Here is a 23,982-nt window from a genome sequence, read left to right as displayed (position 1 = left end):
ATGACATCCAGGTAGTTCCAAAACTTCACCCAAAACATAACCATCTTTTTTATTACTAACAACAAGTGAATAATCAAGCGACATGTAGTAATCAATATCTTTCTTCATACTAAAACCTCCATTGAATGGATTTAAGCGTATTTTATTATATGGCAACGAGACTAATTAAAGAAAAACAGGAAACCTCTTGGAATGGTTCCTGTTTCTTGTTGTAATCTCAATTTATATGCAGCTTCCGAAATTTTTGTTAATCCATAGCATTCTTCTAGGTCCGTATGAGAAAAGTCGACATTAAATTTTCATTTTCATCTAAGTGTTTCAACGAGCTGAAAAACCAAATTCTTCATCATATTTAACAAAAAAAATAAAATAAAACCTTAGTACAAAAATACATAACAAATTTCATCCTCGTCATAAAACCTTTCTTAGCACTGCTTGATTAAAACATATAAAGAACTTTTGAAGCTGTATTCAATCAGAAAACTAACGAAATGACATAAGATGTTGAATTTATTACTTACATCATGCATGAACAGCCCCCCTTTCTAGCCTTGAATAAAGGAACCTGTATTCTGACCATTGATTTTTATTCCCCAAGGATACTTTTTCACATCCTGAGAGCTATACTGGTACATCACCACAGCTGGCATTCGATAATCCTCCATACTCTTTCCAATTTCTAAAGCCAAACAGCTTTGTCCAGAATAAACAATATGGATTAATTCTAGTCCTTGCATTTGTTCTTTTATAGCATAAATCGTGTCAACAATTTGGTTTCTGTAGCTTATCAATTGTCGTTCAAATCGGATAGCATTATCGCAGGGACCATCTAACGAAAGGTTTACGATTTCCGCCTGAGCAAATTGCTTTAAATCAGCATCCAATATATTCTGTGTTACCGAAATAGCAATAACAGCTTCCTTCTTTTTGATATCAAGTTTGCTAATATCTGTTTTAAGTGTTAATTCAGGAAAATCGGCAGGTTTACCAAGAATTCGGTTCACCTTATCAGTTTTTAAAGAATAGTAGGATTGAGATTCTATTTTGTCAAATTCATAATATTTATCAAATTTCTCCCTTTTCAACTGAGTTCCCGCTAAGGCTATAAATGGAATGGGAGCAATTCCTGTGTATCCCCTTTGAAAATGTCTGCTCTCCTCTTTGTAGGATTTTACTTTTTCCTCAATAAGCCCCCCAATTGTAGCAGCTAATGTTGGAGTCATCTTATTAATTTTGAATAAGCGTACAAAATCTACTTCTCTCTCTTTAAATTCAAACGTGCTTAGACTCAGTTCATTATGGTGACCTTCGATACGACGGTCATAATATCCATTGATGTTTAAAATAAACATTTTGTTTTGGATATAGCGACTAAACAACCACCCTGTTAGTAATAGCACCACCCCAATAAAAAGCGAAGTGTAATTCACATCGGAAAATGACTCTTGTATTCGCAAGGAATCCTCAACTGAATTGCTCTGCAACATAGTTAGAATCTGCATTACATTATCAAAAAAAGTTCCAAAGGCATTAGTGATTAATACAATACCAGTAGTGAATAATACAGCGGCATAACCTTGCTCTTTTTTCTGGATAACCATATTCCTAAAGAAGATAATGGCTCCAATAACTAATATAACTAGAATAATATACAACATTGACTTCATCCTCTCTCCACGATTCGTATTATTTCCGAACCAGAATAATCACTATTTTAAATTTTAGCAACCCTTTTAAAATTTCACTAATTAATAGAGCAGTTCTTCTGGAAAGTTAAACTGAAAAGGAATTAACTGGAAAGGATTCGCAGATTAGAACACTATATATAGTATACTACCATCAAAAATAAATCCATATATTGAAATTTTTTATTAATTTTCATATAAAACTAATTGACTATCTGCTTCTTAAAGAGATATAATGAATCTAGCAAAATACGAATGTACGTTTCTGTTGTAATTTATAAACCTATTTGAAAGTGAGGAGAATTATGGCTAATTTACAGAAATATTTTAAGGGTTTTCATGATGCAATTAAACTTGAATACGATGATAATAAAGAGCTACGTGATAAGCGCGACGAATTAATCAATTTTCTTAGAGAGAATATGCCTAAGGATGCCTGTCCATTTGAAACCTTTAATCAAGGGAGTTATTCCATGTTCACAGGGATAAAACCTATTGATGATGGTGATTACGATATCGACGTTGCTCTTTTATTTAACCTATCAAAGGATGATTACCCAAACCCAATTATAGTAAAGAAGTGGGTCCATGATTCTATATGCATGGGCTATGATGATGTTGAAATGAAAAAACCATGTGTAACAGTGAAATTTGAGTCAGGTGATAGAAAATATCATGTCGACTTTGCTATTTTCTCTAAAGAAAACCAAGATAATAACACCTATATGGCAAAGGGAAAGCTACACAGTACGCCCGAAAACCGCTGCTGGGAACATTCAGCCCCTGAAAAGTTAGTCAATGATATTAAAGGGTTCCCAATTGACGCACAGGACAGAGAGCAATTCCGTAGAGTTATTCGCTATATGAAGAGATGGAAGGATAACAAATTTAAAGGTCAAGTGAATCGTCCATCGGGCATTGGCTTAACGGTGGCAGGGCTAACACATTTTCAATCGAAATATACCTTTGAATTTTTTGCTAACACAAGAACTTATAACGATTTAGATGCACTAGAAATCTTTGTTCAAAATATGCTAAATTCTTTTATTTCTGTACTCGATGATGACTTGGAATGGGAGGATAGACTAAGAGTATTTCTCCCTACGCCTCCTTATAACGATATATATGGTAAAATGACAGGCAATCAGATGGCTCACTTCAAAGAAAAGTTGGAATGCCTGTTAGAAAAACTTCAAAATGCAAAAGTGGAAATGGACCCTGTAGTTGCTTGTGAGTTGCTAGCTGAAGAGTTCGGTGATGATTTTCCAATTCCAGAAACGGCAACAACTGCTCAAAAAAGAGGTCCATCCATTATTATTGACAATTCTTCAGCATGAGGTGGATTCATGTCACACATTCAAGAATATGAAGTTTATGATTTGGATTACTTAATTCCAGATATTAAAAAAGTACCTGTTGAAGAGGTTAAAATAAGAAGAGGTTCATTAAAAGAAGCATTTGAAGGAACTCTTACTATAGAGAATTATGTTGTAACAGTACAGGTCGTTTTGCCTAAGCACTTTCCTTTATACAAACCAATGTTTATTTTAAAGGACCCACAAGCACTCGGTTTTATTCCCCATGTAGAACCGGACGGATTTATTTGTTATTCTCACGATGAGGGATTGCTACTAGACCAAAGCAACCCTCCTGGTATTTTGTCTGAAACATACCAGCGTGCAGTAAATACATTACGGGAAGGCATTACGCAAAAGAACCATGCTGATTTCCAAAAGGAGTTTGAAGCATTTTGGAGCAGACAACCTAAGAAGGTGAAGGTAGACTCCATTTTTTCACCTGGGGAAACGTTTAAGGTTTTTAGTGCATATGTAGATGAAAAAACAAGGAAAACTATTTTACTCGACCGTTTAGATGCTGAGACAAACCAATATATCAAAACCCTATATAAATGTGATGTCACAAAAGAATTTCAGCATTACCAAGGTGCCTACATTCCATTAAGACAAGGTTCAGCAATAGTTCCACCATCATATACAGAATCTTGGGACATGAAACAAATAAGGAAGCTTATTTTTGAAAATATATCTAGTTCTAACAAAAAAAGAATTAACACCTATTTGAAGAGTCGGAGCTTTAAAAGAAACGAAAAAGAATTTCTTCTCTTTTCTTTTCCTGTTCGGGAAGGACAGAGAATTCTTTTTGGTATTCTATTATCGAACTTTTCTAGAGTTCCTAAGTTAAAAGCTAGATATCCTTTTATACACCCGTTAAAGAAAAATGAAGCTGCGTATGATATTACTCCCATGTCAGTAAAACGCCATGATAGAACCTATTTACTAAATAGAACCCTAGGGAATAACAAAGTTTCAGAAAAAAAGGTAACAATAATTGGTTTAGGCTCGTTGGGCAGCCGCGTTGCTTTTGAATTAGCAAGGGCTGGTGTAAAGAAGTTTACTTTGATAGATGAGGATATACTAGATGTAGATAATGTTTTTCGGCACGAATTGGGCATAAAAGATTTGTATTGGTTAGATAACAATAGATATGTAAATATCTCCAAAGCGATGGCATTGACACTTGAAATGCATTCCCGCTTTCCTGAATTAAATATAACCTATGAACAAGCAAATGTGCTTGATTTAATTGAAGGAAAACTTGATAGAATAATCAATTCTGATTTAATTCTTGTTGCGCTAGGGTCACCAACTGTTGAATTGCATTTAAATAGACTTTTTCAACATAAGGAGGGAGTCCCTCCAGTCATTTATACATGGCTGGAACCTCTTGGAGTAGGTGGGCATGCATTGCTCACTAATAACAACGAAGAGAAATTTGGTTGTCTACAATGTTTATTCACACACCCAGAAGATAATCACCATATGATTTCTAATAAAGCTTCATTTGTAGCTCCTGGTCAATTCTTAGGAACAACATTAGCCGGCTGCGATTCTGTGTTTACTCCATACGGTTCAATTGATGCTTTACAAACTACGATTATTGCAACTAGGCTTGCAGTGAAAACTCTTAACCATGAAGAAATAGATAATCCTCTCATATCATGGAAAGGCGACGATACTGAGATGATTAACCAAGGGTATCTAACTAGTAAACGTTATGAGTTAACTGATGAACAGCTATATAAATACAGATATTTATATAAATCAGAAAACTGTTCAATATGTGAGAAGGATAATGAATAATGATTTATGAAACAAAACAATTTCAATTAAAAATAAGTGAAGCTGTTAACAATATATTCCTTCAGTATCGACAATTGAAAGAACAAGATACAGAGGCTGGTGGTGTTTTATTAGGACGCTTTCTTCAGGAATCGAATAATGTGGTCATTGACCAGATAACGGTACCAATGGAAAACGATACTCGAACCAGATTCTTTTATAAGAAGTATCGAGAAGACCATCAAGCAATTGTTGATAAGTTTTGGGCTGAAACTGAAGGAACATGTAATTACCTTGGAGAATGGTATACTCACCCTGAACAAAATCCTACTCCATCAGCTCATGACAGAAATGAATGGAGTAAGATTTTGAGACATACAGTTTGCGATTCGGATATATTATTTTTTATCATTGTAGGTACAAAATCGATGGGTGTTTGGATAGGCTATAGAGATGACCAATTAATTGAAAAGTTAATAAAGGCTAAACTAAGATAACCTTCTATATATTTGAAGGTTCTTTTTCATGAATCTTTGCTTCAAGTTCTAAATCTAAACAACCGCATCTTCTTCTACTCCGATGCACCTGTATTGAAGTTATTAGCAATTACCTATGAGGAAAAACTAGATGCTGCTTTTCCACACTTTATTTATTACCCTGACTTGTTAGCGCAATAAGAAGAGCTGCCGACACTTCCTGATGTTTGACCCAAGCATGACTTATTTTACTTTTTTGGAGAGACCATTAGCTACATCAAGAGCGTATAAATACAGTAACTCCAATCCTAAGTATGTTGCAAATAGCAGTTACTGTCTTAAGAATCTACTATTATTTTTGTGAAACACACAAAGTAAATGGTACTGAAAAGACACATGTGGAAAGAATTCACATAGCAAACAACATGTATATTGCAAAGACATTATTTACAAGTGATAACAAGAAACATCTTTATCCTCTTAATTCAAAAGAATAAATGTAAGAAAATGTATATATTTAAAATAATGCGAAACATTAACCTAAAAGAATGTGGAGGTTTTTATATGAAACGTTTGTTATTCCTATTGTTTTTGTGTTTTGCATTATTATCTTTAGTTGGATTTGACTCAAACAAAGCTAACCTTAAAGTAACAGATATAGAGGTTACTGTTATTAAATCAGACCATTCGTTACGTTATGATTTTAAAATAAAAAATCTTGGTAAAAGTACAGTTGGTGGAAATGAAGATTATCCTGGACATCATAATTTAGGTCTAAACATTGCAGTGAGACCGGAATCTAGTTTAGCAGAACATATGGAGATGGAACAAGATACAAAATATAAGAAAATGGTCCCTAGAGGTGGCGGAGGTACTGGATTCATAAAACCAGGAGAAGAAGGTCAATTCCATTCAGAATATCAAATAAAAATAAAGGAAATGAAAGATACTGACTTTAAAAATATTAAATCGAAGGCATTGGATGCAACTTTAATTATAATGGATGGGGTAAAAGTAATCGCAGAAATACCTTTAAATCAATAGAATTCTCTTATGAATACGGACACAAGACGTTACCATCCTTGCCATCTGTCTGACCACTGAATGCCAAGAGATTTACTATACATCGCCTATACATTTACCAATGAAATATAAGCACTCCTGAATAACTGAAAAGCCCAAATATCAATAAATAATGCATATTTCGGCTTTTTAATATTTTAGGTCTATTAAACAGAAGGTGGAGTAGTGGAAAATAAAATAGATGCTGTTTTTTTGAAGCTATTTTGCCATTTGTGTTTCATATATGAAGGAATTTCACTATCTCCTGGCTCTAAAATATACTCCTTATTAATTACCTTTAAGTCTAATGTTTGCTAACGTAATAATTGCGAATATAAACACAAATGACATTTAATTTCAGGGAACCGTTCGCGATTAACTTTTATCTCTTTCATTTATTTTTGACTGCTAATAGCAGGAATGTAAAAAAGACCCAAATTATCTCTAATTATAGGTCTCGCTGGTTTAACTTTTATTATTTAGACTGTTAATCACTTTTCATAGTCAGAAAAACAAACACTGGTAAAACCTGCCCTGAAAGTAAGATTTCTACTTTTTCTTGCAGCATCTCACACAACTAAGTTTCCATCTTACAGAACAGATACATCCCAATCCTATTGGCATCCCCTTCTCAACTACTCACTTTGTTTGCAGTTACTCTTTAATTACCATACCCCCTTGATTACTCCTCTTAGATAATCCTTTGCTGAATCTAGAACCATCTCTTCATCTTCTTCACCAGTTGGGTCTGTTTCTAAGAATACTTCAATAGCATTTCTTAGACAAATAGCTTCTTTTGCTGTTTGAACAAGTAAATCATAAGATTCCTTAACCCTCAATTTCTCACTCTCTTTTAAACCTGAGTCTGTATAGAATGCAATAGTGGGTTCTATAACTCTTATTGCACTTTGTAACTTGGTCTCATGAATAACTCCGTCTGAATGATAATTTGTCGTGATATGACCTCGAATACAATCTTCCACAGCTTCAAATCCTATTTGCTGTTCTTCGTCAAAACTCACTTTGGTTGCCTCCAAAAAAGATAACAATTCATTTGCATCAATTTTCATATTATAGACTCCCTTTCATACTTTCATGTTTCGTTATTTCACTCGCTACGACTAACATAGTATAAATGGGATTTTGATTAACAGTTGAAATAAAACGAACTTTTAATTCTCGCCGTATGATAATTAGCTTACATATATACTCAAACTATTTACCGTAAGTATTAATTGCTATACTTTTTCTATATTCCTTTTTCAATAACAAAAAAAAGCCTGGTTAAACCGCTTTTATCAATTTTAGGCGCAAAACCAATGCAACTTTAGATTAGTCAATGTATGCCGTCCGTGAATATCCTTTTGTATGGTTTCCTTCCCATTCTCAGCCATTGACAATACATAGAACATAGTAAAGGATAAATTCTTGTCGTAAGGCGGTAAGTCCATTTTTGCCATTGTTCAAATAGGTTTTTAAAAACAGCAACGCATCTCCTACCATCAGAGTTGTTTAATCAGTGTCCGCAAAGCCAGGGGCATAATATTTTTCAACGTTTTGTGTTCCTCAAACATTGAAGCCGGTCGGAGTTCTTGATAATAGACGACACCATCCAAATCAATTATCCTTCTTTGACAATCTACTATTTAATGAATCTTATAATGACCATAGCCAAACGTTATTTCTTTATTAAACACGTTCTTACTACCAAGTAACAGCCTTTTATGGTTGAGAATTTAGAATACGAATTAGCAATATCATCAACCTTTCTGACTGTTAATTTAAATATTTTCTTGTCGTCTCCTAACATATACTATCGTCAATCTCTATCTCATATCGTTCAAAAGCCATTTTTATGAATGAGTGCTCATTCACAAAAATGGCTTTTGTTGGGTTATACACAAACCTGCTCGAGCTAATCTCCCTATTTGGTATTAAATAAGGTTACTCTTCTTTTTATACTATCTGAACACTAAATTAATGCAAAGGGTGAGATATATTCTTTCTGATAAACAAGGCGTTCCAGCTATCGTTTCTCTAGTATGTTTAGAAGTGATAGATTATGTTGAACGAGTAGCTGTATCAACCAAACTTTCTAAAGACATGCCCATTTGTCGCTTTGTAGAAAAGTCCATTATAAGTGAAAAAGGAAAAACTATCCTAAAGCTTCTATCAAATTGGGATAACTTTGAGTATAATATACATGTTTCAGCAAGTATTGGAATTCTACAATTCCCTCAAGATGGTAATGCCCTTAGACCACTTCTAAAATACACTGATGTAACAATGTACCAAGCGAAAACTAGTGGCAAAAGCTCTTTTCAATACTACCAGAAACCATAAATAGCCAAGAGAGGACATTCTCATTAGAGAGTATGCCTTTTCTCTGTTGTAGTACGATATGTTTAGCACGTAACTTAAAACAATTATTGACGTTGAATTAATTGTATAATTTCAGTAACATCCAATCTATTATATACATTTTCTGCCCTATCAGACTCCATTACAGCTAAATGTCATCATGTATTAGTGCGAAGGATTCAGCCAAAGTCGGTTTTAATGAATGAGTAGTCACTCATAAAACCGACTTTGGTACCTCCTTTCAAAAAGACTCCATAGGAAAAAATTGACCTTTAGGTTATTAAATAAGGGTTACAAGGTTGCTTTTTCTAAAACTCAAAGACTAAACTTATGTAGAGTAGAGTGAAAAAATGAGCTTAATAGGAGTTTCAAATTCGGCGGGGATTCCCAAAAACCAAGTGACAGAACTGATTACTAAAGGTAAAGTAAGTAGCTCAATTGCTTCCAAACTAAACACAACGAAATCATCAATAGAACAATTTATTAATGGAAAAGCTACCGCTGGTTTTGCAACTGTTTTGGGAACTACAAAAACAGCTACACAAGAGTTAAGAGATTCCATTGGTTGGGAAGGAGCTATTGGATTAATAATAGGATTACGTGTCTAATTATTTATTCTACAAAGCAGTTAACATGTTGCCCTCATGTTAGCTGCTTCTAAACAAGGTATCATATTTAATAAACAATGGTCTTGGTAATTTGGTATCGAGGGAAATGGGATATATCTGCCCTTATTATAAGGGCAGACTTGTTCATGAATGTACATATAAAGTCCTCTTTATTTGGACTTTTATAATTTGGCACTTCGGTCAAGTACGACAGTAAGGTTTAGAGAAAATGGTTTGTTTCTCAACTCATCCAGGTCCAGCATTACTGAGCGTTTGCATTACACATTCCTTACCTTGCCTCGCTACTGCGACTGGGACGGTGGTTCATCTGGAATTTGTAACGCCCTTCTAACGGGTTACGAAACGATTTGCAAAATCGAATCCGGAGCAGACGGGATACTCATCGGGAACTTTAACGTCAAATAACTACTTCACATGAAATTGCCTTCCAATTCCACCCGAAGGCGCTTCGCCACATATACTTGTCTTATTATCAGGTAAATCAACTTTTCAGTATTGATTTACGGATTAAGTATACATATTTAAATGATAAAAGAACGGAAGAACCTGATTTTTTTAATAAACATTAATTATTTTTTACTATTCACCTAATTCAAATTTCAAACTCTTACCCCCGTCACACTTAAGTAAATTTCCTTATAAGGGGAAGAAATATATCTAAGAAACAGATTGAGGTATTTAGCTCATTACTAAGAGATGATGATTTACCAGCTCCTCAGACATCCGATTCCGAAGTAACAGATTCAACTGAGGCTCCATTTTCGGATAAACTTATGCTATTTCACACTATTACATTTACTCAAATGGGCATAGGAAACTATGGAACAGCAATTGCTGCAAGTATAAGACGAGACCTTGTAGTTGAATACTCTCGACTCCTAGCTGAGATTGGGACTTTCTCTGATGATGGTGCGGAACTAATGATAAAGAATCAATGGTTGGAAAAAATACCTGGTGCAGTTGAACGAGATTCACTAATTAAGTAAAAATGCAGTTTTGCATGTTTCAATTCAAGCGCGCTCCTACCAAGAAGTGCGCGCTTTTCAAAAAGCTACAAATTTTCTCTATTATAAGAGGTATGCTTCTAAGTTCATTTAATTAGTTTAATTACCTGTGCTGGATTACCTCCAACCATTACATTATCAGGCACATCTTTAACTACAACTGCTCCTGTGGCAACCACAACGTTGTCTCCAATTGTTACTCCTGGATTTATTACAGCTCGCCCACCTATCCAAACGTTATTACCTATTGTTACAGGTTTGGTGTATTCTATTCCCATAATACGTTCTTCTACTTTCAACGATTGGGTATTTGTATAAATATGGACTCCAGAAGACATAATACAATTAGTTCCAATAGTCACTCGCCCTCCATCTAAGATTGTACAATCAAAACTCGCATAGAAATTCTCTCCAACGTGAATGTTATATCCATAATCACAATGAAATGTTGATTCAACATGAACACTTTCTCCAGTGGAACCCAACAGTTCTTTTAGCAGCGACATACGTATTTCCTCATCGGATTCACAGATAATATTAAACGAACGAGCTAAAAATCTAGCTCTTCTCCGGTCCTTTTGCAATTCATTGTCATTGGGGTTATATTGTTCACCAGTTATCATTTTTTCTTTTTCTGACTTCATTTTAAGCTCCCCTTCAAAACAATACATTTTCACCATTATACAAGTTTAAAGTCAACATTTATAAATTTTTTTAAGTTTATTAGCAATAATATAGCTTATGCACATGCACCTTTAGACAATTCCTAAAATGGGTCTGTATCAAGGTGAAGCTATATGAATCAAAGTCACTTTTGGGGTTGAGAGTCCATTCACAAAACCAGCTTTCACTACAACAAAACACATAAATCTATTACCCTTTGATACCACTTAAATAAAAAAAGATGTCCAAAAGAACACCCCTCAACGTCTAACACCTATATTTACTTCATATGTTATGAATTGTCTCACTTTCTCTGTTACAGTAGAACGTAGACCTGCTTTTCTATATATTTGCCATTCACTAATTATCTGGTTTTCTTTACGCAATTCTTCTGTTACATTTTTAATCCTTCTAATTTGAAATTCTTCAACCGTCTCAATTTGGGACATTAAAAAGGCATTTGTCAAAGGTAGTTTATCAGGATAGTTAACAAGCAAATAACCCCTTTTCACTCTTTTAATTATCGAATGAATTGACTTACGAACAGGCTTAACAGAATCATTCCACTCCAAACAAATTTGTTTTACTTCTTCCAACATGGCTTTATCTCTTTCTCCCCAATTTACCCGGTTATAACTCGGAATAGTGGTCTTCCTGGTTGGGGAATTTAGTTGCAACCATTCTTTATCGTTGCGATAAAGCCACATATACAAGTTGCCAGCAACCTTTCTTAACTCTTTTCTTGTGTACAGAGGGTATACTTCTTGAAGTTTTAACCAATCCGTTCTTTTATTTTTTACGGTATCACTATTAACTACACTCTTTTTAGGTTGCGTCTTTGACGAACCTTTAATTGTATCCTTTTTTGATGGCAAATTTGTTTCTTCAAAGAATTTCATAACAGAACCAAACAAGAACCGAATCAGTAATACATGGTATAACGGATGGAATGTTTTTCTATTCTTTCTTGTTAGTTCTTTAACCCAATTAGATTCATTTTCATCCAAAATGTCACAACCTATCATGTTCAATAATTCAGCAGAATAAAAACTTCTAATAGCTTTTATCAACGCTTTTTGTCTAACCCTTCTTGTTGGAAGAGCTAACTTTTTATGTTTTAGACAGTCAACATATAGCTCTCTATAATAATTCATTGGTTTAGCAGATAAATTGGCATTCATTAACCAATCTAAATCTTTCGCAATTAAGTAGAGGCTATCTCTTATTTCCAAACAACTTTCAATAACATAGCTAGAACCCCTTTCTACTGCATAGTAAGGAGCAATATACGCGATATAGCTAACTAATGGAAGTTTAACACCACTTTTCTTTAAAAAGCAGCCGTGATGTGGGCATACGAGTACACCAGGTACTTGATGAATACGATGCCAATAAGCTTCTCCACATTTTTCAAAATCTTCATCATAGCAACTCTGACAGAATAACAAATGAGTATGTGGTGAAATTCTACTTGCAGATAAACCTATTTTAGCATGAATACTGCCGTTATTCTTAGTCTTCATTTTATCTTTGATATCATTTGCTCTATCAATTGGTAAGAAAGGTTGATACAAAGGAAACATAGTATGCTCATCAATTAGCTTATCGCTTGTTATAGTCTTAAATGAAATATTTTTTGTTAAAACATCCAAATTTGTTGGGAAATCAATTGTAGCTCTCATTGAATCTTTACCAAATAGACACTTTATAGTAGTTTTATAATTTGCAAACCCTGTATGAATATGTAGCCTTGAAATAGTGCTATACAACAACTCATCTTTGTATAACAAAGGAAAATAGCCTAACATTTCTATTCTCTCCCATACTGGTAAACTAGTATCAGGATAGACAAATTCCGATAATTTCATACACAGTTAAATCAACTCTTTTAATAAGAACCCATATCTCGTATAACGAGTGAAGATTATCGTACAATGCAAAAGTGGTAAGAGAAGGATGTAACTTATAATCTATACCTCTATAACAACTTAAAGAAGATTGAGTTAATTTCTCAATCTTCTCTCTACTATATCCAATGGATAACTACATGTATTATAATGGACGTTTAATGTATGAATCATCAATAAATCCTTTTTCTTTTATGCCATTAGCGATTACTTCACTATCGCTGCTACTAACCGAAATATCAAGAAGTCCTTCCGACTTATTTAAAATAAGGTCTTTATCTGTTTGGTCGACATCGTTACTAAACTCATAGGACACTGCTTTAAGCGCCAGTTTCTCTTCCCCTACTTTATCGCCTAGCTCATTTATCGCGAGCTGAGCATATTGTTTAGCTTTTCGTTGCCCAATTCCCATACCCCTTAGCTTTGAAATTACCTTCTCCAACTTCGTTTCATGGATTACTTCTTTTTCCAACCTATATTTCTCTTGCTCCTGCAATTCTTCTATCAATTCTTGTTTTGTTAACGGCTTTTGATTTAATGGATTTATTCTACTTCTTACTGGGCGAATATCCTCGAATCCCAGTTTAGCAGTAGTATCTTCTTCTAATGCTTTTAACATCTTCTCCATCAATCGAAATTTCTCTCTTTTCACTTGTTTAATAATCTGAGGAGTTATAATCTCTTTTCCTCCATTTGTAATAATCTTTTCCTGAGTAAATTGGAAGAGCATTCGCACAACATCCAAGATTCCCTGACTTTCCTCGTGTAGGAGATTAATAAAAGCATCCGACAATGGAGTATAAGTTTTGGTCCATTGATATTCCCAAAGACCTTCCATATAAAGTCTCCAAATCTTATCGTTTTCCATTGCATCCCAAAATATCGGACCATCTCCAGTTAATCTTCTTGTATTTCGAAATTCTCCGGAAAGAATACTAATTGATTTCGGAGTCCCTATTAAAATAACTGGTAAACTAATTTTATTCATAAGCGACACAAAGAAATTCAACATTTTGTTAGCGCCACCACTTTTAGCAACACTTAGGTGTTGTATCTCATCAATAATGAGAATTCCTATGCAGTACAAGTTGGCAAGTTGCTCCATAAAAGTTTGCATCATATCTACGTTGAAACTTTTTCTTTGTACCATTAATAAATGGTTTGTACCAAGTAGGAGGTCTATTTGTTCAAAAAAATTATAACAAAGACCCTTTAAACCACCATCGTATGAACATTGCAACTTGAGGTACGTTATCTGTACTCTTGTATATTTCTCATGCGAGATTACTTGCGGATACAAGGTAAGAATTCTATCAACGGTTGTACTTTTACCTATACCTGAACTTCCAACTACAACGAATCCACTATTCCCTTCATTTCCTTGTTCGCGTAAATTGAGCTCATAGGCAGCATGATTGGTTAAACTTTCATGATTTTCATAAAGGTTTATTTTACTTGTTGAATCTAGTGGGTTTCGTTTTGAGTAGCCGTACCTTAAACTTGCTGAAAATCGTTGCTCTAATTCAATATGCTGCTGAAACGGTTGGAAATAATCTTTTATTGTTCGTACAAATTGAAACCGATAAACGGAATCAAGTTGCTTTTCAAGGTCAGGAACTTTGGGGTAATTTGCTAACTTTGTATATATTTCTTGCTTTTTCAGAATCGGAGGTAACGCTTCAATTAGAGGATTACCCTGATAATGAGGTATAACTTGCTCTGAATACACAGCTGGATTACTGACAACTGGTTGTTCTGTATTCTTATTCATCCAATTCTCCCCTTTTGAATTTTCATAAGTAATGCTATATCATCCTCTTCCACTAATTCACCCTTTTCGTACAACTCATCGTTCTGTATTCCACTGTCATATTGCTTCTCCTCTTCCTTTCCGACTAGAACAAAAGCTTGTTCCTTCCTCTCTACGTCTTTCTCTGCCAATCTATGAGGGAGGATTTGTTTAGTCGTCACCCCAGTTACTTTCGTATCGCCTCTCCTTTTCATTGCTTTTTTTACAACTTCCTCTACCTCTAAGATGAGATTAATGTCTGATTGAAGTATCACTGACTCTTGATTCACTTTATCTTTTTTTTCACTTTCCATTTTCATCTTCACTTCTCGAAATGACATGTCACGGTATAATTTGTCCTTTTCTAAAAGTTCACACACTTCAAATTGATTATCTACTTGAAGATAAATGTATGTCGTTAGTCTCGGGTCATATGATACCTTTACATTCCAAGAGCCTCCATTAGCTTGATAAAACCAGTCTTGACTATCGGCATACTTGCAATAATAGTACATCTCTTTAAATTTAATCCCTTTTACTGTCACACTAGCATCCTCAGATGGCAATAAATTATACTTTACATACTCCTGCGGGAATTTCCTTAGTACACCTTGTTGTTTACTAATTCCCCAACGCCATAATTCATTTGGGATTGGGTTCACATTATCTTCTAACATTTCTTTTGTTCTCGGATAATTGTCTATCCAATGATGTTGATTGAATTGTAAAATTCCTTTTACAATTATCTTTGTATAGTCTTCTATTGTGAGAACTGCATCTTTCCTATAATCAGGAGCACCTCTTTCATTCGCATCCTTATGAACATATCCCGGTAGAAGTGATTTAACTTTCTCTTCCGCCCTATAAATATACTGCTCTACAATTCCCTTTAAATCGGCTCTACCAGTTGGTGCATTGTCTACTCTAACCTTAAATACATTTGCAAACTGTTCAATTTTATCGCTTGTAAATTCCGTCCCCTTGTCACAAAGAATTCGCCTAGGCATATGTTCTGCTAGCCACATATCAGGTGTAATCGTGATACCTAGCTCACGGCAATATTCAACTTTGTTCGAAGCGGCGTTTGATATTGCCATCATCGCACCAACCCAAGAAGGCTCCTCAAGACCTATGTAAAGTCCAGCTACTTCCCGTGAAGCAACATCAATTAAATAATACACGGTTGCCCGACCAATCGTTTGTCCTTGTTTTAAACGAGAAACAAGATATACATTGCTTCTCGTTGCATCTATTTGATAGACTGAACCCGGTCCATTCACATCTGTTGTTGATGAACCTAAAATTGGTCTCTCTGTTAAGTTGTACTTTTTTTCACCTATTCTCTTTTTTCGATATGCAGATGTACTATAGTTCTTATTAGCATAATATAGAAGTTGTCTATAGCTCGGTATTAACTGTTGAGGAACAAGGACCTTAATACCGTTTTCATAATAGACATTGGAAAAATGCTCTTTGATTAATTGTTTATATGTGTAAGTAAGAGTGGAATTCCCTTGAATAAAGTAATATTTCTCTAAAGCCGCTTCGAATTTCTTTTTCACACCTACTGTTACATTTATTCCTTGGTTATCACTATACTTCCTTGGTCTACCTGTCTTCGCGTCTCCGTACTTTCTTTCTTTGACACCACTATTACCATAGTCAGGTAGTAGAGCGTTTAATACTTTCCCTCTTTGCCAATAATGCCTTAAATACTTGTAAACTGTCATAGGATGTAGTTTTTCAATACTTTGAATTAGAACCCATCTAGACTCCTTAATATAAATATCAGGTTCGTTATCAACTGACACAATGCTCTCAATGTGATTCCAACGTTCATCTCTCATTTTTCGTTGTTTTTCTGGTATGGTTTCTTCTAAATTAAATTTCAAAAATGGGTCAACTGTTTCAATAAATAACTCATGCTCCTCTAGACTCTTTAGGATGCTTGGTATTTGTTTGTAAACAGGTAAAGCTTTTGGGTCATCAATATCAATAACAAAACAATCAAAGCCCTCGCTGTCTATCCATAACACTCTTTGTCTTATTAACTTTTCATCTGGTAACTCAGTAACAAGAATGGTATTTACGATAACTTGAAACACCATCGTTTCCCTCCTTATTTAATCTGATATTTTGTCTTGTAAGCTTCTTCTCATATCGATAGGTCTATGTAAGTCAATTCTCAATTGTTTGCTAGCTAATAAATGTTTGAACAAATAAATGAATACTCCCGAATTAACGTTAAACTCTTTTCCGAGAGTTGTTACAATGTCAAGCACTGGCTTGTCCTCCACCATCACGCATTGTTTTAACCACTGCGCCAACTTTATCAACTTTTCCTTCTTCAATTCGTACTCCAGCAAGTCTCCCAGGTCTTTATAGATGTAAATATCTTCAATGTTGGATACCAGTTGTTTCGGGATATTTTCTTCTGTAAAAATTGCCCAGTCAACACCAAGCCTATTATAATAGATTCGTTCAATTTCCAATTCTTTCAGAACACGTTTATTGCTCAATGAATTCTTATATCTAACTGTTCGAATAATTTCTCTTTCTTTTCCATCCACTTCTTTCGTGATGCAAAAACTACTAGTTAATATCTTAGGAAAAGAAGTCCTTTTATCGACCGGATAGGTAACACCTAATTTTTCAGCAATATTCATAACTTCTACAAAGTCCAAAATTGGGAAGTGCTCCCTAATATCTACTACTGAATCATCCCATTCCATTAAATAAAAATGGTCTAATTCCAGTTTTGATAACAAATGAATGCGGTTTGTTTTTATTCCTGGTACCCTTTTAATAGATTGTTTCGAAGAAAATTCCGATATTTTTTTCCATGGTTTGTACTCGGAACCATATCCCTGCCCTCGTCCTTCTTTCATATACCTTTGATATTTGTTATATGTCCAAGGTGTTCTTCTTCCCAAATGTACTCTCTCCCCAATGTCTGTAGCAACTCTATACAATATCTAACTAATGGTTAGATATTGCCTATAAAACGGCAAAAGAACCCACATATCTAAATTTTTTCAAAATTAGATAGGGATTCTTTAGAGATTCTGTAAGTAAACAGACATATTTTTTATTACATATAGTTTAAAGACTCCGATAGTTAGAAGTCAAACTATTCTGTACAGCACTTTTCTACAAATTTCTTATAGACCTTTAATTTTATTGTACTCATTAATATCCATGTATATTAATTGGAAATCAGGACATATTGGTAAAACTTAAATTAAAGGAGTAATTACATATGACATTTATTGAAATCAAATTAAAAAAATGTAAGATTTACCTGACTGAACAAGAACTAAAAAGTCTCCTGCTGACAAATATTCCCCTTTATAAAGAAAGCTTAAAAAGAGGCAAAAGTATCACAAGAACAATAAACCAACGGAAACGGGAGAGCGAGTTTAGCGGTTAAAACTCAAAATGTTTCAATAACTTTGCATTAACCTTTGGATTTCTTCATCCGAAGGTTTTTTATTTTCCAAACAACTTCATTAAAAAAGAGCAGTTCTATATCTACTCCTTTTCATTAATTGAGAGAATTCAACTTTATAATTCATAGTATTATAATTGCTTTCCCTATTTCCTCACTAGTAAAGCAAGTATCGGACCTTTGAGAAAACGAGATTCAAACTTAATTGGAAATTCCCTTATAATATAGCTTATTGAAACCACCGAAAGAATAACAGTTAATATCGGCTTTTTTACAAAAAGATACGTAAATAGATACAAGTTAATATAAATAAAACCCGACCAGTAAGCATTCCAGCCATGTTTGAAACTAATTAATCCTCTTTTCATGACATATTGCTCCACTGATGTTGACACAATTACCCATATCATAAAGTAACATATCTTTGCTGCATTGTTTTTAGGAATCTTCGATGCAAATGATAAAGCAATAGTAGGAGTAACATAAAAAATATGCAAAGCTCTAAGTAATTTCCAGTGTAACCCTTTTGTTGGGTTCAGAACCCATAGTAAATTACGTTTATAAAGATAATAATATAGAGAATTCATAAAACTGATAAACAATAAGCTTTTATAGTATTTTGGTAAGCATCTCCACGGTCTCCCACATGCACTAATTAGGGTGACAGCGATAATAAAGAAGACTTGTTTCATATATTAACTCCCACATGGTTTATTTTCCCATTATTTCCGCACACTACGTAATTTATCCATTTTAAATATAATGAATTTGTATATTTTGTGACTATGTCCAGAATAAAACCAATAAATTTTTTTCGAAATAAATAGTACACAAATAGCAAAAAAGTGCAGTAAACCTAAGTTCACTACACTTTATAAAATCTGAGGTCATTGCCTTTTTACATTACAATTCGTAATATGAACCGCCGTAATACCATAAAGAGAGATTCTGCCACTCATTACTTTTTGACTTTAAACTCCGTTGCAGCGACTAATAATTCTTCTGCAAGATTAGATAAAGATTGTGCTGCCGTTGATATTTCTTCCATCGTCGCTAACTGTTCTTCTGTAGCTGCCGAGCTTTCCTGACTAAGTGAAACCCCATTTTCAACAATAACATTGACTTCATTTACCGATGACTTTATTTCATTACTAATTCCATTCATCTGGTTTAATGATTGTGTAACTTCTTCAATCTTTTTATATAGGTCACTTAAAGAGTTTGAAATTAATTCAAATGATTCATTACTGTGTTCTGTAGCTTTTAAACCACTCTGAACTCCCTCTTTTACGTTTTTCATGCTCTCTACAGCAATCACCGTTTGACCTTGAATTTCGTTTACCATACCAGAAATTTGGTCAGAAGATAACTTGGTCTGCTCAGCTAATTTGCGAACTTCATCAGCTACAACCGCAAATCCTTTCCCATGCTCACCGGCTCTTGCCGCTTCAATAGCAGCGTTTAATGCCAATAAATTCGTCTGGTCAGCAATATCCGTAATCAATTGAGTAATATCCCCTATTTCCTTCGAACGACTACCTAATAATTCTATAGTTGCATTAGTTTTTGCAAAATCACTGTTAATACTGTTCATCTGATTAACAACTTGAAGAATAGAATTTGTTCCTTCACCGGAATAGTTAGTTGATGATTGAGCTAACTGTTTCATTTCATGACTACTCTCATTTATTTGAGCTATTCCATTAGTTAATTCCTGTATAGCTAATGTCACTTGAGATACATTCTCAAACTGTTTCTCGGAATCTTCTGCCACATCTTGAGCCAAAGCAGACATCTGTTGAGAAGCATGTTTGCTTTCTTCTGCACTTGCAGTTAATTCTTCAGAAGACGCCGCTACTTCTTCTCCTGTTCTCTGTATACGATTCACTAAATTATTTAGGTTCTCTGTCATCTTATTCATCGCTAAACCTAGTTGACCTAACTCATCATTTGACAGTATTTTGACTGGTTCTACCGTTAAATCCCCTTTTGAGATTTTTTGAACTGATTCTAACATATTATGAATCGGTTTCGTAATTAAACGAGTAAAATACCATCCAATTATAATAGCAAGAACGGTACAGGTAATAAACAACATTAGTAGAATAAATTCAGCCCTAGTTGTATCAGTATTATTGGTTTCATATAGTTTCTGGGCTTCTTCTTCGATACTCGATGCTAGTCCATCAAGGTGGACATTAATCTCATCAATTAAATGCTCCGTTTCAAAGTGGTAAGCCAGTGCTTCCTCTTGCCTATTTGAGTTTGCATAATTAAGAATAATTTCTCGATGTTCTCTATATGAAAGTACCATATCTCGGTTCAATTCGATTTGTTCCTTTTTTTCGTAAAAACCGTTAATAGTTAACATATATTCATATGCTTGATTTGTTCGATTTGTTCGATATTCAATATCCTCTAGTAGCTCTTGTCGGGTAGACTCGTTATTTAACAAAACGTATTCTAAAACATCTACTTCTATAGCTCTACTATGTGCTCTTATCTCATTTAGATACATGACAGCAAGTAAGTCTTTTTCATACATTTCCTCTAAGCGTTCTTTAGCTTTTTCTAAGCTGTTTACACCAATGCCACCTACGACTATTAAAAAACTCAACAATATACCGATTAATACAAATAATTTATTTCTCACTTTTAAGTTACGTAATCTATTCAAATACTCTCTCTCCTATACTCTAAATAGCTTATTTACTAACAATTTAATTAATTAATATACAGTTAATTCGTTATTTTTAAGTAGAAACTCTTCATATGTTTGAATTTCTAACGGTCTAGAATAAATATATCCTTGTACCTCTAGACAATCTAATGCAATTAGAGATTCTAATTGCTCCTTTGTCTCCACTCCTTCTGCTATCGTCTTAATATTTAAATTTTTACTCATTGCAATAATAGCGGCAATCACCTCTTTATTATTATCGAAATTTTGAACAAAAGATTTATCTATTTTCAATCTATCTATTGAGAAATTAACTAAATAACTTAAAGAACTATAGCCGGTACCAAAATCATCAACACTAATCTCTATCCCTAACTTTCTTAACTTTTGCAGCTTTTCATTTATATGTAGCTCCCCTTTTGCAATGATGCTCTCTGTAATTTCTATTTCAATCTCATCACCAATTAAGTTATTTTTCCTTAGATTCTCTTCAATAAAAGGAACAAGGTCTTCTTGATAAAAATGAACGATAGATATATTTATAGATGTTCTAGGAACCTCCAGTTTCTTCTTCTTCCAATCGTTTATATAACTCAATGTTTTCTTAATCATTAATCTTTCTAGACTCACAATCAAATTTGTTTCTTCTGCAAGTGCGATAAAGTCAATAGGTGGAACATAACCGTGTAAAGGATGTTTCCATCTTGCCAATGCTTCAGCTCCAATTACCTTATTGCTCATTGCATGATATTTAGGCTGAAAGTGAACAGTTAATTCCTCATTCTCTATAGCTTTCCTCAAGTCATTCTCCAATTTAATACGGTCAACTGATAACTCCATCATACCCTCGTGAAAGACTTGATAGTTATTGGCACCGTATTCCTTCGCTACATACATAGCTGTATCAGCTCTTTTCAATAGCTCATTACTATTTCTTGCATTCTTCGGATACTGTGCAATTCCAATGCTTGCCGTTAAAGTAAATTCATAACCGTGGATTTTAATAGGATTTCTGAACTCTTCAATAATCGTGGTAGCTACTCTTTCCTTCTGATAGGTATTAGGAGCAAGTATCGCGAATTCATCACCAGCTAACCTCGATATAAAACAATCTTCAGGAAGAGAACTCGTTAACTTGTCCCCGAGGCATTTCAATATCTCATCCCCAAAATAGTGTCCGAATGTATCATTTATTCTTTTAAATCTGTCAAAGTCAATATATAAAAGAGAGAATTCCTCTTCATGAAAGACAGCATAATTTATTTTTTCCTCAAATAACCTTCTATTAGGAAGCTTAGTTAAGTCATCATGATAAGCTAGAAAACGAATCTTTTTTTCCGCTTTTTTCTGTTCGGTTATGTCTTTAACAATTCCATACAAACCGACTACTTTTTCTTCAAGAATAATTCGGGCAACTGTAATTTTAACCTCTAACTGCTTCCCTTTTTTATTGGTAATATGAGTTTCAAAGGTTTTACTTGTGCCTGTTAAAGCTTGTTCAAATAATTGATTGATAGGGTCATGGTTAACTGGGCTTAACATATTAAAATGAAGCCCCACTAATTCTTTAGTCTTATATCCTGTTAATCGAGTGGCTTCCCTATTTACGTCAGTAATTATTCCATCTGTAGTTACCGAAAAAACAGCATCAGGGTTTTGATTAAATAAAGAGAAGTGTGATTGTTTATTTTTGATTAGAACACTTTCTCCAAACAAGTTAGGTACAAGCCACATAAGAAGACTTGAATTTATCATAAAAATAAAAGGAACCAGAAAAAAGTAAGAGTTACTAAATTCGTTTTCTAAACTAGATAAATTCAAAATGGAAACTAATACAATATATGGGATACCCGCTAATGAAAATCCTGATGCTATACAGCCAAATAATCTCCACCCAGAAAACAGACTATTTTCTTCCTCATTCGTCATCTGATTTAGGAACCGAATAAGTGGCATCGCTGTACTTATAACTAACAGGATAGTCATAATATATAAAATTATTTTAAATTCTAAAAACTCATTAAATAGAAATAAAAATCCTATTGTGTCAGCACACAGTATACAAATAGCAACAAGATGACTCGTTTTAACAAATTGAGTTGGCTTAGAGAAAACAATACTAGCAACTTGTATGGCAAAATATGCACCAATAAAAACAAAAATGTAACTTGATATAGCATAGATTATTAAATTCGATGTGGAAAACGAAAGGTTTATTGTAAGAGCAATTAACAAATTCTTAAACCAAAAACAAGTAGCTAATATTAGCGCATATTGAATCCTCACCAGAAAACTATTTTTTTTGGTCTTTAGGAGTTTACTAAAATGAACAACTAACATACAACCAATAATAGAAATCAAGATAGTGAGCCCAACATAAAATGTGTCAAAAATATAAAAGGTAGGTAGCAAATGTAACCCTCTCTTCAAAATTCATGTTTATGGGTATAATATACCACGACTTCCAAAACACAAAACATTTTTTTATGTATTTTTATGGGGTTATCATTACTTTTGAATTATTTTGCAACTATACGAAAGAATCATTATAATGAATTTAAAACTAAGAAAAGAAAGAGGTGAACATGGTGCACTTAGAAAAAAGAAGTACGGATACCATCGTTTTTCTATTAGAGAAAGCCGCACTCTCCGAACTTCATGGGTTTTCCGTTCCTGATTTCTTAAAAAATCAACTTTTGTCTTGGGTAGAACTATTAGATAAGAACGAAGAAACTGAAGCTGATATTTTAAGGTTATTTCTAAATAAAGAAAAATTAAGGACTAGTCATGAGCTAGATAAAGCTTTGTTACAGTTTCTAGGTTTGGACCTTCACCAAAAATTAAAAGATATGATTGATTATTAAAGCTATCCTAGTAAGATTGAATGTACAATTTTAATTACATTGAGGGAATTAATATGCCGTCAAATCTAATGAAGAATATCGAATTGAAAAGAAAACAAATGATTAAATATGGAAATAAACTAGGACTCTCCTCTACAAAAACCATAAAAACTAGCCAGGAACTTGATGAGTTGCTAAATCAATTAGATAAGAATAGATTAAAAAAATAGTGAATGAACTCTATTGACCAAAAGGATACTAAGAGGAAATGAAGAATGAATACCCAATTTGAGGG

At 33.8% G+C, this 23,982-nt stretch carries 20 protein-coding genes; 10 read left to right on the top strand and 10 right to left on the bottom strand.

Annotation, left to right across the window (positions count from 1 at the left end; translation table 11 throughout):
* Nucleotides 1-545: 545 nt before the first annotated feature.
* A complete protein-coding gene (locus JCM9157_RS18350; protein ID WP_052013252.1) occupies nucleotides 546-1,658 on the bottom strand; it encodes an SAVED domain-containing protein in 1,113 nt (370 codons plus the stop codon).
* Between the two features lie 332 nt (nucleotides 1,659-1,990).
* Here JCM9157_RS18350 and JCM9157_RS18345 point away from each other — a divergent pair, with 332 nt between their 5' ends.
* The 4 genes from JCM9157_RS18345 (at nucleotide 1,991) to JCM9157_RS18330 (ending at nucleotide 6,345) form a co-directional block, all read left to right on the top strand.
* Complete coding sequence (locus JCM9157_RS18345; RefSeq protein WP_035667033.1) at nucleotides 1,991-3,022, top strand: cyclic GMP-AMP synthase DncV-like nucleotidyltransferase; 1,032 nt, start codon at nucleotides 1,991-1,993, stop codon at nucleotides 3,020-3,022.
* Between the two features lie 9 nt (nucleotides 3,023-3,031).
* Complete coding sequence (locus JCM9157_RS18340) at nucleotides 3,032-4,846, top strand: E2/UBC family protein (RefSeq protein WP_035667031.1); 1,815 nt, start codon at nucleotides 3,032-3,034, stop codon at nucleotides 4,844-4,846.
* Nucleotides 4,846-5,322: a Mov34/MPN/PAD-1 family protein gene (locus JCM9157_RS18335; protein WP_035667029.1), complete on the top strand. Its 477-nt coding sequence runs from the start codon at nucleotides 4,846-4,848 to the stop codon at nucleotides 5,320-5,322. Before JCM9157_RS18340 ends, JCM9157_RS18335 begins: the two co-directional genes overlap by 1 nt.
* Before the next feature lie 543 nt (nucleotides 5,323-5,865).
* A complete protein-coding gene (locus tag JCM9157_RS18330; protein WP_035667028.1) occupies nucleotides 5,866-6,345 on the top strand; it encodes a hypothetical protein in 480 nt (159 codons plus the stop codon).
* Between the two features lie 683 nt (nucleotides 6,346-7,028).
* Here JCM9157_RS18330 and JCM9157_RS18325 read toward each other — a convergent pair.
* Nucleotides 7,029-7,433 carry a hypothetical protein gene (locus JCM9157_RS18325; protein WP_035667026.1) on the bottom strand — a complete coding sequence of 135 codons (405 nt, stop codon included), beginning with the start codon at nucleotides 7,431-7,433 and terminating at the stop codon, nucleotides 7,029-7,031.
* A 910-nt stretch (nucleotides 7,434-8,343) separates the two neighbouring features.
* Between JCM9157_RS18325 and JCM9157_RS18320 the strand changes: the two genes are divergently transcribed.
* The 3 genes from JCM9157_RS18320 to JCM9157_RS24160 all read left to right on the top strand — a co-directional run bounded on the left by JCM9157_RS18320 (nucleotide 8,344) and on the right by JCM9157_RS24160 (nucleotide 10,339).
* A complete protein-coding gene (locus JCM9157_RS18320) occupies nucleotides 8,344-8,706 on the top strand; it encodes a diguanylate cyclase (RefSeq protein ID WP_035667024.1) in 363 nt (120 codons plus the stop codon).
* 368 nt (nucleotides 8,707-9,074) lie between these two features.
* The gene (locus JCM9157_RS18315; RefSeq protein ID WP_035667021.1) at nucleotides 9,075-9,332 is read left to right on the top strand and encodes a hypothetical protein; all 258 of its coding nucleotides are present in this window, start codon (nucleotides 9,075-9,077) and stop codon (nucleotides 9,330-9,332) included.
* A gap of 659 nt (nucleotides 9,333-9,991) precedes the next feature.
* Complete coding sequence (locus JCM9157_RS24160) at nucleotides 9,992-10,339, top strand: DUF3231 family protein (RefSeq protein ID WP_081734244.1); 348 nt, start codon at nucleotides 9,992-9,994, stop codon at nucleotides 10,337-10,339.
* 104 nt (nucleotides 10,340-10,443) lie between these two features.
* Here JCM9157_RS24160 and JCM9157_RS18305 read toward each other — a convergent pair whose 3' ends face one another.
* The 5 genes from JCM9157_RS18305 to JCM9157_RS18285 all read right to left on the bottom strand — a co-directional run bounded on the left by JCM9157_RS18305 (nucleotide 10,444) and on the right by JCM9157_RS18285 (nucleotide 17,649).
* Nucleotides 10,444-11,001, bottom strand: a complete 558-nt coding sequence (locus JCM9157_RS18305; protein WP_035667019.1) for a sugar O-acetyltransferase — start codon at nucleotides 10,999-11,001, stop codon at nucleotides 10,444-10,446.
* A 279-nt stretch (nucleotides 11,002-11,280) separates the two neighbouring features.
* Complete coding sequence (locus JCM9157_RS18300) at nucleotides 11,281-12,828, bottom strand: TnsD family Tn7-like transposition protein (protein ID WP_035667017.1); 1,548 nt, start codon at nucleotides 12,826-12,828, stop codon at nucleotides 11,281-11,283.
* Nucleotides 12,829-13,072: 244 nt separating this feature from the next.
* A complete protein-coding gene (locus tag JCM9157_RS18295) occupies nucleotides 13,073-14,698 on the bottom strand; it encodes an ATP-binding protein (RefSeq protein WP_052013250.1) in 1,626 nt (541 codons plus the stop codon).
* Nucleotides 14,695-16,824, bottom strand: coding sequence for a TnsB C-terminal domain-containing protein (locus JCM9157_RS18290; protein WP_035667014.1), 2,130 nt, complete (start codon nucleotides 16,822-16,824; stop codon nucleotides 14,695-14,697). Before JCM9157_RS18290 ends, JCM9157_RS18295 begins: the two co-directional genes overlap by 4 nt.
* 15 nt (nucleotides 16,825-16,839) lie before the next feature.
* A complete protein-coding gene (locus JCM9157_RS18285) occupies nucleotides 16,840-17,649 on the bottom strand; it encodes a heteromeric transposase endonuclease subunit TnsA (RefSeq protein ID WP_052013249.1) in 810 nt (269 codons plus the stop codon).
* 326 nt (nucleotides 17,650-17,975) lie between these two features.
* On the opposite strand from JCM9157_RS18285, the gene JCM9157_RS24725 reads away from it, so the two are divergent.
* Nucleotides 17,976-18,146, top strand: a complete 171-nt coding sequence (locus JCM9157_RS24725; protein ID WP_156321506.1) for a hypothetical protein — start codon at nucleotides 17,976-17,978, stop codon at nucleotides 18,144-18,146.
* Nucleotides 18,147-18,310: 164 nt separating this feature from the next.
* On the opposite strand, the gene JCM9157_RS18280 is transcribed toward JCM9157_RS24725, so the two are convergent.
* The 3 genes from JCM9157_RS18280 to JCM9157_RS18270 all read right to left on the bottom strand — a co-directional run bounded on the left by JCM9157_RS18280 (nucleotide 18,311) and on the right by JCM9157_RS18270 (nucleotide 23,130).
* Nucleotides 18,311-18,856 (bottom strand): hypothetical protein, encoded by a 546-nt coding sequence (locus JCM9157_RS18280; protein WP_035667011.1) that lies wholly within the window; start codon nucleotides 18,854-18,856, stop codon nucleotides 18,311-18,313.
* Nucleotides 18,857-19,122: 266 nt separating this feature from the next.
* Complete coding sequence (locus tag JCM9157_RS18275) at nucleotides 19,123-20,841, bottom strand: methyl-accepting chemotaxis protein (protein ID WP_035667009.1); 1,719 nt, start codon at nucleotides 20,839-20,841, stop codon at nucleotides 19,123-19,125.
* Between the two features lie 51 nt (nucleotides 20,842-20,892).
* Nucleotides 20,893-23,130, bottom strand: coding sequence for a sensor domain-containing protein (locus JCM9157_RS18270; RefSeq protein ID WP_158318630.1), 2,238 nt, complete (start codon nucleotides 23,128-23,130; stop codon nucleotides 20,893-20,895).
* A 299-nt stretch (nucleotides 23,131-23,429) separates the two neighbouring features.
* Here JCM9157_RS18270 and JCM9157_RS18265 point away from each other — a divergent pair, with 299 nt between their 5' ends.
* The gene (locus tag JCM9157_RS18265; protein WP_035667003.1) at nucleotides 23,430-23,708 is read left to right on the top strand and encodes a hypothetical protein; all 279 of its coding nucleotides are present in this window, start codon (nucleotides 23,430-23,432) and stop codon (nucleotides 23,706-23,708) included.
* 20 nt (nucleotides 23,709-23,728) lie between these two features.
* Nucleotides 23,729-23,917, top strand: coding sequence for a Spo0E family sporulation regulatory protein-aspartic acid phosphatase (locus JCM9157_RS24155; RefSeq protein ID WP_081734242.1), 189 nt, complete (start codon nucleotides 23,729-23,731; stop codon nucleotides 23,915-23,917).
* Nucleotides 23,918-23,982: the final 65 nt, after the last annotated feature.

Origin of the sequence: Halalkalibacter akibai JCM 9157 (genome assembly GCF_000513135.1) — a bacterium.
In the GTDB taxonomy this organism is placed as follows: Bacteria; Bacillota; Bacilli; order Bacillales; family Bacillaceae_D; genus Halalkalibacter; species Halalkalibacter akibai.
The sequence above is the reverse complement of the archived record's forward strand: the minus strand, read 5'-3'. Positions and strand labels throughout refer to the sequence as shown.